Annotated in this window: 10 protein-coding genes; 5 read left to right on the forward strand and 5 right to left on the reverse strand. The window is 32.7% G+C overall.

Annotation, left to right across the window (positions count from 1 at the left end):
- Genes ACN0WI_RS02130 through otsB form a run of 3 tightly spaced genes read right to left on the reverse strand, consistent with a single transcriptional unit; the run spans window position 1 to window position 3,711 of the window.
- A complete protein-coding gene (locus tag ACN0WI_RS02130) occupies window positions 1-498 on the reverse strand; it encodes a DUF456 domain-containing protein (RefSeq protein ID WP_417884960.1) in 498 nt (165 codons plus the stop codon).
- Window positions 499-508: 10 nt separating this feature from the next.
- Complete coding sequence (locus tag ACN0WI_RS02135) at window positions 509-2,920, reverse strand: glycoside hydrolase family 65 protein (protein ID WP_417884961.1); 2,412 nt, start codon at window positions 2,918-2,920, stop codon at window positions 509-511.
- A gap of 2 nt (window positions 2,921-2,922) precedes the next feature.
- Window positions 2,923-3,711, reverse strand: a complete 789-nt coding sequence (otsB, locus tag ACN0WI_RS02140) for a trehalose-phosphatase (RefSeq protein ID WP_417884962.1) — start codon at window positions 3,709-3,711, stop codon at window positions 2,923-2,925.
- Between the two features lie 445 nt (window positions 3,712-4,156).
- Here otsB and ACN0WI_RS02145 point away from each other — a divergent pair, with 445 nt between their 5' ends.
- The 5 genes from ACN0WI_RS02145 (at window position 4,157) to ACN0WI_RS02165 (ending at window position 9,635) form a co-directional block, all read left to right on the forward strand.
- On the forward strand, window positions 4,157-4,522 hold the full coding sequence (locus tag ACN0WI_RS02145; RefSeq protein ID WP_417884963.1) for a BlaI/MecI/CopY family transcriptional regulator: 366 nt from the start codon (window positions 4,157-4,159) through the stop codon (window positions 4,520-4,522).
- A 110-nt stretch (window positions 4,523-4,632) separates the two neighbouring features.
- Entirely contained in the window at window positions 4,633-6,129 is a 1,497-nt protein-coding gene (locus tag ACN0WI_RS02150) for a M56 family metallopeptidase (protein ID WP_417884964.1), read from the forward strand.
- Between the two features lie 12 nt (window positions 6,130-6,141).
- Entirely contained in the window at window positions 6,142-7,659 is a 1,518-nt protein-coding gene (locus tag ACN0WI_RS02155; protein WP_417884966.1) for a M56 family metallopeptidase, read from the forward strand.
- A gap of 154 nt (window positions 7,660-7,813) precedes the next feature.
- Window positions 7,814-9,061, forward strand: coding sequence for a tetratricopeptide repeat protein (locus tag ACN0WI_RS02160; protein ID WP_417884967.1), 1,248 nt, complete (start codon window positions 7,814-7,816; stop codon window positions 9,059-9,061).
- A gap of 91 nt (window positions 9,062-9,152) precedes the next feature.
- A complete protein-coding gene (locus ACN0WI_RS02165) occupies window positions 9,153-9,635 on the forward strand; it encodes a hypothetical protein (RefSeq protein ID WP_417884968.1) in 483 nt (160 codons plus the stop codon).
- 19 nt (window positions 9,636-9,654) lie between these two features.
- On the opposite strand, the gene ACN0WI_RS02170 is transcribed toward ACN0WI_RS02165, so the two are convergent.
- Together ACN0WI_RS02170 and ACN0WI_RS02175 are read right to left on the reverse strand one after the other, a co-directional pair.
- On the reverse strand, window positions 9,655-10,293 hold the full coding sequence (locus ACN0WI_RS02170; RefSeq protein ID WP_417884969.1) for an OmpW/AlkL family protein: 639 nt from the start codon (window positions 10,291-10,293) through the stop codon (window positions 9,655-9,657).
- Between the two features lie 136 nt (window positions 10,294-10,429).
- Entirely contained in the window at window positions 10,430-12,220 is a 1,791-nt protein-coding gene (locus tag ACN0WI_RS02175; protein ID WP_417884970.1) for a hypothetical protein, read from the reverse strand.
- Window positions 12,221-12,562 lie beyond the last annotated feature (342 nt).

Consider the following 12,562-nt stretch of genomic DNA (forward strand, 5'->3'; position numbering starts at 1 on the left):
TTAAAATAAAATATCTTGATATTTCCATAATCGGTAGATAAATAAGCCTAGAAAAACTATTGCTGTTAGGCATTCTATAAAAGTTGAAGCTAAAAATCCAATAAACGATCCGTATGCAGCTCGTAGTGCATTTTTAGAATCATTTTTATTGATTATTTCTCCCAAAAAAGCACCGATAAATGGACAAATAATAATACCTAAGGGGATTGGAATAAAAATTCCTACAATTAATCCCACCGTAGTACCAATTATTCCTAATTTACTACCGCCATATTTTTTTGTTCCCATTGCGGGAATGGCAATTTGTAATGCATAAATGAGAATGGCTATTACTAATGTAATTCCTAAAAACCAATAGTTAATTGATAAATTAGGATGCAAATACAAAATTAATAATCCTAACCAACTTACCGGAACACCTGGAATTACAGGTAAAATACTACCCGTAATTCCGATTAGTAATAATAAACCAGCTAAAATTATAAAAAATAGCCCCATTAGTTTTTAATTAGAGTTGATGATAGTTTATTTGTTTTTCTTCGCCAGGCTCAAAATAAAAAGATTTGGTTTTAACAATAATTTTAATTTTTTGATGCCATTTTCCGTTATTTCTTAATGTTAGGTAATCATGCGTTAACTCCAATTCTACCCAATGTTGAAGGTAGCGAAGGCGGAATTTAATTTTAGCAAGATTTTCAGGTAATCTAGGTTGTAGGTGTAAAATATTATTTTCGAAACGCATACCAGTATAACATTCCTGAATCAAATTTATAGTCCCTGCCATGGCTCCTAGGTGGATTCCTTCTGAAGTAGTGCCTCCTTGTACATCTTTAAAATCGCTCATAAGCGCTTTTTCAAAATTATGCCAGCTTTTTTTTCGGTTTTGCCTTGCATATACCCAACTGTGTACTAATTGGCTAAGTGTGGAACCATGCGAGGTAATTTTTTTATAATAATTAACCGTATCGATAAGGTGTTTGTTGGGTTCAAAATCGTAACCTAATTTACGGAAAATCGATTGTAATTCTTTTATAGAGAAAAGATAGAAAAGCATTAAAACATCGGCTTGTTTTACGGCTTTATACTTATTTATATCATCGTTTTCTGCACCCAAAATTCGATCTAATCGCATGTTTTCTCCATGTTTAGATCGATATTTTTCCCAATCTAGATCTTTCAACTTATCAAAGCCTTCAAATTGAGCAATTACATTACTATTTTCAAAAAACGGAATATACATTTGCTTTGTAATGGCTTGCCATCGTTCTAATTCTTTATCAGAAATCGCTAATCGTTTCAAAAGATTTTTAGCATAAGCCGGATCTAAATGTTGTATCGTTTTTAGCGCATGTTCTAATACCCAAACGGCCATCACATTGGTGTAGGCATTATTTTTTAATCCACTTTGATTACTATCGGGATATTTAGTGTGGTATTCGTCGGGTCCTACAATTTTATGAATTTCGAAACGTTTTTTTTCTTCGGAATAACTACACTTACTACTCCAAAAATGGGCAATATCCAGTATCATTTCAGCTCCGTAAAACGATAAAAATTCAATGTCTCCGGTTGTTTCAAAATACGTCCATACATTATATGCAATTGCTGCATTTACATGGCGCTGTAAATAGGTGTTGTCCGGATTCCATTTTCCGGATTCTGGATTTAAATGTAATATCTGATTTTCTTCTCGACCATTGCTACCACTTTGCCAAGGGAACATCGCGCCATTAAAACCTGCTTTTTGGGCTGCTTTTCTGGCTTCTGGGAGCCTTCGATATCGGTATAACAGTAAGTTGCGAGAAATTTCGGGAGAGCTGATATTGTAAAGTGGAAAGGTAAACATTTCATCCCAAAAAATATGGCCTCGATAAGCCTCGCCATGCCAACCACGTGCAGGTATGCCAGCATCAAGATTAGTGGTATGGGCTGAATACGTTTGTAGTAAATGGAAAACATGCAAACGCAGAATTAGCTGGTCTTCAAAATCATCAGATTCTATTTCAATATCATTCTCCGTCCAAAGGGATTGCCAAACCAGTGTATTCTCACTAGTTAATTTTTCAAAAGGTGTTACTTCGCTTAATGCATTAACAGCTTCTAGTAAAGATTCTGTGGTAGCTTCATCTTTCGAAGTATAAAGAGCCAGGTGTTTTTCAATGAAGATTGGTTGTTGTTTAGAAAGTTTTACACTGAAGTCTTCTCCAATATATTCTTCATTTTCTATAAGCGAACTTTTGGGAACTAGATTTTCTTTATTTTTTTTGTAAAATAACGTTTTCGTAGCTTGCGCCATTCTAATATCCGATTGGGTAGTTGCAGATTTTACAAAAATGGCTCCATTTTGATGTTTCCCAATGGAAAGAATATTTAGGTGTTTACTGCTTAAATCTTTATACCGATCTACTCCTGCGTTAATTACTGAAGCATCTAAGGCTGAATGTATGGTAACCGTACCTTCCCAATTTATAGCTTTTACTTCCCATTTTATTGCCGCTCTATGTTTATTAGCCATCGAGATAACTCGTTCGCTTATAAATTCTGTTTTTCTGTTTTTCTGGTCGGTAAATAAGATATAACGGCGTAAGGTAGCTCGTTGTAAATCTAGTTTTTCCTGATAGTCTTCAATTTTAATATTGGATGGGGAAATCCAATCATCATCTTCAATCTTCATTTTCAGGACTAGCCAGTTTGGCCAGTTTACTAAATCTTCATTTTCAATTTTTTTACCTGAAACTTTTGTGGTTAACCGATTGTAACCACCAGCTAAATATGTTCCGGGATAATGGTTTTTTTGAGCATCGCACCATTCTAAAGCACCACGGGTGGCAAAATAGCCATTCCCTAAGGTGCAAAGAGCTTCGCGTAGGCGTTCATTTTCTAAATCGAATTCTGCGTAACATACATTCCAAGAATTCATAACTATAATAGTTCTTTTAAAAATTTCTTTACTTCAGTTATATTTTCTACGCGATAATCAGCGTATGAATTGTGTCCATGTTCTCCCACTAAAATACCAAGGCCGTTTTCCATTTCTCGAAAAGCATCTTCATCCGTAGTGTCGTCACCTAAATATATTGAAAATGGATTTTCTTGTTCACTGAGTTCCTTCCTAAGAAAATTAACAGCTTTTCCTTTGTGCCAATCGATATTGGGTTTTATTTCAACTACTTTTTTTCCGTCTCCTTTATGTAGTTTAGGATAGTTGCTCACTTCTTTTTCAATAATTGAGTGAAAGTCTGAAATTTCACTTTCAGCTACTTGCCGATAATGGATGGCAAGGGTGAATTTTTTACGCTCGAACCGAACCCCATTAATTTTAGATAATTTTTTCTGAAGAATTTCTTCAATTTCATCAAAAACCGGCAGCATTTTTTCTGCTTCTTCATTATCTTTTTTAAAATTATTAGGCCCGGCAATTTCAAAACCATGGCTGCCAGCATAAAAAATATCAGTAAGACCTACTTTTTCGCGTACATCGCTTAAACCACGACCACTAACTACGGCGATAGCATATTTTTGAGATAATTGCTGAACAATTTCTCGAGTTTCATCGTCCATTTTAGCATCTTCATGATTTTCTACAATAGGAGCTAAAGTGCCATCAAAATCTAAAAAAATAAGAGGCTTTCTTTGGTCGAATTTTGCTTTTAAATCTTCTAGGTTTTCTATCGCTGAAGCAAGTTGCTTCGGATCTTGCGAATGTTTCATAATTTGTAGTTGTAAGTGCTAAAATTTTATTTAATACTCGAGGTTTTAGAATAGTAATCTTGATAGCTATCGTATAACTAAATCATTTTTTATAATAATTACAACACCATAGGTTGTAACTGTTTTGCATAGTCAAGATACCAATTTTTGTTTGCTATTTATGTTAGTTTTCTATTAAAGTTATGATTTAAAATGTTTATTTATTGATGTTAAATAGTTAAGTAATCTAGAAAGGAATATTCCGATAATTTTAAATAGAAATACTTGTCCGGTTTGCAAAATTCTGATAGCCTATTAGATATTGAGTATTTATAAATGTTAAAGTTTAAATTTTAAAACTATTTTATTAGTTAAAACTAATTATTTAGTTTAAATTAGCTTGTATCAAATGATAAGTTAGTTTAACCAAAAATTATAAAAAAGAGCTTTTTAAAAAATAAAAAAGATGAAGCAATTAACGAAAGCAGAAGAAGAGATTATGCAAATTCTTTGGCAATTAAAAGAAGCAAATGTTGCCACAATTATCGAGGAGATGCCAGAGCCAAAACCGGCTTATAATACGGTTTCTACGATTGTAAGAATTTTAGAGAACAAAGCGTTTGTAGATCATCGTAAAAAGGGAAAAGGATACATCTACTTTCCACTTGTAGAGAAAGAAACCTATAGCAATCAGAGCATGACTAAGCTTATGAATAATTATTTTAATGGGTCTTTTAAAAGCATGGTTTCCTTTTTTATGAAAAAGAATGAAATGGACACTAAAGATTTAGAGGCCATTTTAAAAGAGATTAATAAAGACGATAAGAAATGATTTTTCAGTATTTACTCCAGGTTATCATTTTTCAGCTGGTATTTTTACTAGTGTATGAATTGTTTCTGAAAAAAGAGACCTTTTTCACAGCTAACCGTTTGTATTTAATAGTGACGCCTGTCTTAGCTGTGATTTTGCCTTTTTTGCCAATTCCTTATTTAGCTGAGTTCTTCCCGCAAGAAATGTTGCCGGTTGAAAGTCAAAATTTTGTTTTGCCTGAAGTTTTTATAGGTACTAATCAATCAATAGTAGAACAGTTACCAAAAGCTCAAATTCAGCAAGAAAAAGCTTTAAATATAAATTGGTGGATGGTAGCTTATATTTCTGGTTGTATGGTAAACTTGTTACTATTGTTCAATAGATGGAGTGCTTTAAAACTATTTTTTCAGTTTAAAATTGAAGATAAAAAACACTTCAGAATTGTTGAAATTCCTAATTCCAGAGTGGCTTTTACCTTTTTGAAAACTGTTTTTATGGGTAGCGATATTTCAGCAGAAGAGCGAGAGCATATCCTGGCACATGAACTTATTCATGTATCCCAAAAACATAGCCTAGATTTACTTTTTTTCGAGATTTTAAAAGTAGTGTTCTGGTTTAATCCTTTAGTTTATATTTTTCAGAATAGAATAGCCTTGCTTCATGAGTTTATCGCCGATGAGGCTGTCGTGAAAAGAACTTCTAAAAAGCATTATTTCAATCAGTTGCTTAATAGTGCTTTTGAAACTCAAAATCTCTCATTCACCAATCAATTTTTTAATAAATCATTAATCAAAAAACGAATAGTTATGTTACAGAAAAGAAAATCAGGTCAATTATCGAAACTTAAATTTTTATTGCTCATTCCCGCGATCGTAATGATGCTTTTTTATGTATCATGTTCGAATGAAAATGGAGCAAATAAAGAGGCAGATCCAAATTTAGAGCAATACACTTATGTGAGTAAAAAAGACGACTCGAAAAAGACAACAGAAGAAAATTTTCAAATTCATTTAAAATCTTCTGCATTTTTAAAAGAAAATGAAGGGTATGTGCTTTGGGTATCTTTTGATCGTGCTACAGGAGATGCAACATACACTGTTCATTCTGAAACAGAAAAAGTGCCAGAAGGTTTTTCTAAGCATCCGGTTTCAATAAATGGAGAACCAGCTTTCACCATGTATGCGAACTTTGAATTAGGCTCTAGAACAGATGATTTGTCTGGTAAGTCAAGAGAGCCAGAATATGTGGCATTAGATGAAATTTTATTTAAAGATGGTGTTTCCTGGAGTGAAGCTAAAAATCCGCCAGTAATGGGAGATTGCGCAGCTCTAAGCAGCCCTGAAGAAAGAAAAGATTGTACTTCCCAGAAAGTTATGCAGTTTGTAGCAGCTAATTTTAATACCAATCTAGGAGAAGAATTAGGTATAGAAGGCCTAACCAGAATTCTAAGTCAGTTTAAAGTAAATCCAGAAGGTGAAATTATAGATTTAAAAATTAGAACAGATTATCCAGAATTAGAGAAGGAAGCCAGAAGAGTGATCAATAAGCTTCAATTTAAGCCAGTAGCAAATGGCTCCAAAGAAGATATTATTTATTCTTTACCGATAACTTTTCAGGTTCAGGCTTAAAATTATTAGATTATGATGCAGTACATTATTCAGATTGTAATTTTTCAACTGGCATTTCTACTGGTATATGAATTGTTTCTGAAAAAGGAAACTTTCTTTACAGCTAACCGTTGGTATCTCTTGCTAACACCTGTGCTATCCTTAATATTGCCATTTGTAAGTTTTACTGCGTTATCTGAAGTTTTACCTGCATCTGCCGTCACGGCAATTAATAATACGATTAAATTACCCGAGGTGTTTATAGGAGGTAACCAGCCGCAAGTTCAACAATTACCTACGGTACATATTAAAGCTGAAAAGACAGCGGCAGTAAATTGGTGGTTGGTCGTCTATGCTTTGGGTAGTTTTATGAGCTTGGTTTTATTCTTAAAAAGGTGGCGAGTTATAGGGAAGTTATTTCAATTTAAAGCTGAAGATAAAAAAGACTTCAAAATTGTTGAAATTCCCAATTCCAGAGTGGCTTTTACCTTTTTGAAAACTGTTTTTCTGGGTAGCGACATTTCAGCTGAAGAACGTGAGCAGATTTTAGAACACGAATTAATTCATGTTTCGCAAAAACATAGCTTAGATCTGCTATTTTTCGAGATTTTAAAAGTGCTGTTTTGGTTCAATCCGCTAGTTTATATTTTTCAGAATCGAATAGCCGCACTTCACGAATTTATAGCCGATGAAGCGGTGGTAAAAAAAACTTCTAAAAAGCATTATTTCAATCAGTTGCTTAATAGCGCTTTTGATACTCAAAATCTCTCATTCACCAATCAATTTTTTAATAAATCATTAATCAAAAAACGAATAGTTATGTTACAAAAAAATAAATCTTCAACAATCGCAAAATTCAAGTTTTTACTGGTAGTACCGGTACTTGCTATGATGTTGATTTACGTATCCTGTTCAGATGAACGTGATGTATCCTCAGATGATCCAACAGGAGATATCGATAATCTTATTTCAAAAATTCAAAATAAGGATAATCTTTCTGAAGATGAAAAGATCGAACTAGTAAAGGTGTTACAAGCAGTCGAAGAAAAAATGGAAGGGACTAGTTTCAAAGAGGAAAATAAAGTATATGAAGTTAGAGGGTGGGCAGATACCAATGATGTTCCATTCGCGGTTATAGAAGAAGTTCCTGTTTTTCCTGGATGTGAAGATCTAAAAAGTAATGAGGCCCGCAAGGAATGTATGTCTCAAAAATTAATGGAATTTGTTGCAGAAGAGTTTAATACGGATATTGGTAAAGGAGTGCTAGAAGAAGGAGCGATTGGGCGAGTAATCGTACAGTTTAGAATAGATGAAACTGGAAATATTCGTGATATAAAAGCCAGAGGTCCGGTGCCAGAATTAGAAGAAGAAGCCAAAAGAGTAGTAAATTCCATTCCACAAATGACGCCAGGTAAGCAAAGAGGAAAAGCGGCAAGTGTTATTTATTCGCTGCCAATTGCTTTCCAAAATGGAGGAGGTACTTCCGGAGTAGCCGGAAAATCAGATGGTTCTGTGCCACCGCCACCGCCGCCAGCACCGGCTTCAAAATAATAATTTAGTATAAAGCTGTTCTTTTTATAGGGCAGCTTATCTGAATATAAGACTTTTTGAGTTTGCTTTAAGCTTTGTTTCTCTAGATATGCAGAAAGTAAATTCTGCTTGAATATTTGTAAATAGGTTATGCTTTTTAAAATACTTTAGAATTATGAATTTGATAAAGCTTGGTATTATTACTTTTCTGCTAACTTTTTCTACTAAGAATTTTTCACAGTCCAACACAAAAATTGCCGATAGTTTATATGTAGTTGGGAAATATGAGGAAGCGATTTCGTTAATGGAGAAAGAAGATACTTCTTCAGTAAAAATTTTAAAAGATCTGGCTAAATATTACAAAGCCAATAGTGAAAATAAAAAAGCTTTAAAAACCTATAAAAAAATCCTGGATTTTGATTCGAGTCGAGTAATTACGGCACTAAATTATGGGGAAACACTTTTAAGTCTAAATCAATTAAAGGAAGCTGACAGTTTATATGAAAAAATAAGTCTTCGTTTTCCTGAGAATGCGCAATTCTATTATTCCAGAGGTTTGGCAAACGAGCGAATGGGGAATGATAGCATTGCTTTAGATTTATATAAAAAAACACATAAATTCGACCAGTATCACCAAAATGCCCTGTATAAATTATCTAAGGAGAGTCTTAGAAATGAGGAATATCAGCAGACATTGGCTTACACGGCGATGGGCCTATCGAAAAATGAAAAGAATGTTTCTTTGCGTTCAATAACAGCCCAAACTTATTCAGCAATGGCCGTTTTTTACAAAGCAATTCCACATTATGAAAAAATCATTGAGCTAGGTCTGCGAAACGAGTTTGTTCATTCCAAATTGGCTTATGCCTATTATAAAGATGGTAATTTTGATAAGGCTATTGAAAATTACAAAAAAGCCTTGTTATATGAGCCAGGAAATTCTTCTACACATTTTTTATTAGGAAAAATGTACGCATTAAAAAAAGATTATCAGAATTCCGAAGAACATTTCTTAATGGCTATCGAAATCAAAGATCAGCCTATGGATGCCGAATATTTTTCCTTAGCATTAACCTATAAAAATCAAGAGAAGTATAAAAAGGCCTTCGATTGGTTTCAGGAAATCTTAAAAGAAAATCCAGATCATATACGAGCTCTTTATGAGCGTGCGGTAGCGGCCGATAATTATTTTAAAGATATCGATACCCGAATAAATTATTATCAAGCTTTTTGGAATAAATATAATGGAAAAGATTCCAATTATTTAGCCAAAGATATGCTGTATCTTACTAAAAATAGAATCAGCGATTTGAAGGAAAAAAAGCACATGGCGGCCGATAAATTAGATAAAGCCAATACAGAAGACTCTCTAAAGGAAGTTGAAAATTATTCTGCAAAAAATTTGGTAAAGCATAAAAAATAACATAAAGTTCATTTAATCTTGTAGTGAATAGCTAGTATTTAGTTGAATTATTGATTAATTTCGATGTAGCTAACTAACTAAACCATGAAATATGAGATTAATTTACCGTGGAGCTCACCTAAAAGCATATCGATTAGTATTACGTACTAATGAAGTTTTAAGTAGTGGTTTTTATCGAAAAGAACTACAAAATTTTCTTTCTCAGCATTACTCAGATAAAGAAACTAAAGAATTTACCAATCGTTGGGAAGATGAAAAAGCCATAATCGAAGTAACTGGATACTGGCAACCTTTTTCGAAAAAGATTATTCGGATTACAAAAGAAGGGATTAAAATTAATACAGCTAAGCTGAAACATTCTACACGTTTTTACTTGCCAATGTTAATCGAAAAGTCATTTTTAGTTTGTGATTCTTTATATAAAATAACAAACTCATTAGATATTCATAATCAAGAAGATAGAGAAGATTTGTTGCAGGGAATGGGATATTTAGCATTAAAGAAAGATTATGCTAAAATTTCGATTTCGGCTAAAAAAAAGAAAGCCCCCATGGAAGGAGACTTTCTCAACTAGGTTAAGTTGGTTGATAATATTATAATTTGATACCTACCCCAAATCCAATAAGCCAAGGATTAATATCTACATCGGCATTTACAGTAGCACCTAAAGCAGTAGTGGCATTTACAGTAGCATCGGTTTGTAAGAATAGTTTTTTAACATCAAGGTTTACAAACCATTTATCGGTTATCATATAGTCGATACCAATTTGTGCAGCAAAACTAAGGCTGTTGTCATAATCAATATCATCAGCTTTAGGTCCTTCATCTACTCCGTAGAAAATGGTGTAGTTTAAACCAGCACCTATATAAGGTTTAAAATTCCCTAATTCAGTTACATGGTATTGTAAAGTTAAAGTAGGAGGCAATAACCAAGCATGTCCAAGATCGAGGTCTCCTACATCAGTACCTTCAGCTTTCACATCGTGTTTAGTGGTTCCCAAAATAAGTTCTAATGCCCAATTTTTAGTAAAAAAGTAACTAATGTCTAGCTCCGGAATTAGTGTAGTAGAAATATCTACATCGCCTCCAATGGCTTCAATATTTGCACTTTCATCTGGGCTAACTACAACCCCTCGTAATCTAAATTGCCATGGATTATCTAATGTTTCTTGAGCTTGAAGAAAACAGCTCCCTAAAATAAATAATAGTGTACTTAAAACTAATTTTTTCATTTTTACCTTTTTTTTAAACGGAACAAATGTATTAAGAAGACTGTGTAAAAAAACTGATAAAAATCATTTTTAAAACACAAAAAAAGCGGTTTCGAAATTTCAAAACCGCTTTAAATTAACTATGTTTTTTGCTTATTTAGGCAATTGTTTTTGGATTTAAATTGGTTACTTCCAATTCAAATTCTTGTAAATCCTGAATAAATTTTTGGCATTTAATACGCTCTTCATTAAAAAGGCTTTTGTAATATGAAATTCCTTCAGTTAAATTCCCGAAAAATTTATTTAGATTTCGAGTAGCTTTACGATCTGAAAAGTTAGTATCTTCTAACAGCTCTGTAAAATGCGAAACATATAATTGTAATTCTTTAATAAACATATGTGGACGTTTTCCTTCTTCTAAAGAAATTTTACCGTAAATATGATCACATAGTGTTTTTAAAGAATATGATTTTGAGAAATATGCCAAGTTAGGACCAGGGCAAACTGTAACTGTATTAAGATTTTTTACAAAATTAAAGTTGTTAGTTTTTGCTACACTATTGCACAAACCGGTACACAAGCATTCTTTTTGTTGCAATTCGTTAATGGCTTTTGTCTTTTTTTCAGGTAGTAAATCTGAATTTTTAATTTGAGCTAACTTTAATTTTTGGTATTTTGTAGAAGCTGTACAGATAGGTTTATCTGTAAATTCTGTATTTGATACCAATAACTTTTCCGGGCACGAGCTACCTGGTTTACCGTCTTCATTTCGTTGTAAACGTTCGGTCTCAGCGGTTGTGCCTTTTAAATAATTAAAACGAACCCCTAATGGAGAACTATGGCTTAAAACAATATCTTTCTCTTTTGCTTTTTGTAACTGTTGTTGTGTATGTTCATCTACATTAGTTGCTTCCGGACAAAGTAAAAATGGAGAACCCCAACCGGTAGCATCTACATTATAATATTCTTTTAGAAAAACATCTTCTTCGTGAGTACCAATTCCGCCTTGTACTGTTAATTTTATTTTCGGAAGATCGGTTAATGGTTTTTCTTCAGAATTTTCGAAAGACTTCAAATATAAATCGTTTAATTCAGCTTCTAGCGATTCTCTGTTTTGTTTAAATTCTTCTAAAATAGGCCCTAGTAAGAAACCTTGTGTAGCAAAAGCATGTCCGCCGCAATTTAATCCTGATTCTATTCTAAATTCACTAACCCAAATACCACGTTTTGCTAAGTATTTTCCTTGAATTAATGCCGAACGATAATCGCTTACTTTAATAGCAACTGCTTTAGGAAAATTCCCTTTTGTATTCATCTTAAAAGCATCAAAATTATTCATATAATTAAATAATCTTGGGTTCATGCCGGCAGAGAATACTATGGTAGAATTTTCTAAATTACTTTCAGCATAGCCTTTTAAAGCTTGTAAAGCATCAGAACCGTTTTCGATAGTTGCTCCATTTTTATCAACATTTTCTTTGTCTACTTTGGTCATTATATTAACCTCAATAGCGCCAGGCTTTACGTTGTTTCGAAGTTCTTGCTCTATTTCTTTTTGAGCTTCAGGATTATCGATATTCAAAAATTCAAGATACTTTTTTTTAATAGAAGCAGTGTCAGGAAGCATTTCAAAATACTTAGTGATTTCAGAATTTGCTTCAAAAGCAGCTTCTTTAACCTGATCTATTTTTTTCTTGATTTCTTTATTGACCAAGTTTAAATAATCGGTTATTCGTTTAGCTCGATAATTATCTTCGTTTTTAGTTATGGGATGATATTCTTCGTTATTTTTACCATAATAATACGCTCGCATTTTTTCGATGAGATGATCTTCAATTATCGAAATTGAAGAGTTTATCCCATAACACGCAACTTTTACTGGAGTATCAATAGTAAATGAAATTCCCATCACCGGTATGTGAAACGTATGTGGAGATTTTGAATTCATATATTAAAAATTTAATCAGCAAAGGTTAATTTCCTATTTCTTTTAAAACATGATAATTATCATGTTTTAAAAAGAGGTAACTAATAAATACCATAATTTTTGAGGTTCATTTTATTTAATTTTGAATTCTTTATTATCAATTTTGAATAATTTAAGTATTTGATTTTTAGATTGTTTTTGGTTTTAGGAGATGAAGTTTTTTTGAGAATAGAGATTTAATCAACACTTACTTTGTAAAGGTTCTCATAAGTATAGAAAATGGCATTTTTATAGCTTTATTTACGGGGAAATTGCCCCAAAATCAATAAAAAACTCAACGATTTTGGGGGTTATTTTTGGTGT

The organism is Zunongwangia sp. (genome assembly GCF_048269745.1).
In the GTDB taxonomy this organism is placed as follows: Bacteria; Bacteroidota; Bacteroidia; order Flavobacteriales; family Flavobacteriaceae; genus Zunongwangia.

Coding starts and splice junctions, on each gene's coding strand:
- ACN0WI_RS02155 (WP_417884966.1), top strand. CDS start 6,142: ATGATGCAGTACATTATTCAGATTGTAATTTTTCAACTGGCATTTCTA.
- ACN0WI_RS02145 (WP_417884963.1), top strand. CDS start 4,157: ATGAAGCAATTAACGAAAGCAGAAGAAGAGATTATGCAAATTCTTTGG.
- otsB (WP_417884962.1), bottom strand. CDS start 3,711: ATGAAACATTCGCAAGATCCGAAGCAACTTGCTTCAGCGATAGAAAAC.
- ACN0WI_RS02160 (WP_417884967.1), top strand. CDS start 7,814: ATGAATTTGATAAAGCTTGGTATTATTACTTTTCTGCTAACTTTTTCT.
- ACN0WI_RS02170 (WP_417884969.1), bottom strand. CDS start 10,293: ATGAAAAAATTAGTTTTAAGTACACTATTATTTATTTTAGGGAGCTGT.
- ACN0WI_RS02175 (WP_417884970.1), bottom strand. CDS start 12,220: ATGAATTCAAAATCTCCACATACGTTTCACATACCGGTGATGGGAATT.
- ACN0WI_RS02130 (WP_417884960.1), bottom strand. CDS start 498: ATGGGGCTATTTTTTATAATTTTAGCTGGTTTATTATTACTAATCGGA.
- ACN0WI_RS02165 (WP_417884968.1), top strand. CDS start 9,153: ATGAGATTAATTTACCGTGGAGCTCACCTAAAAGCATATCGATTAGTA.
- ACN0WI_RS02135 (WP_417884961.1), bottom strand. CDS start 2,920: ATGAATTCTTGGAATGTATGTTACGCAGAATTCGATTTAGAAAATGAA.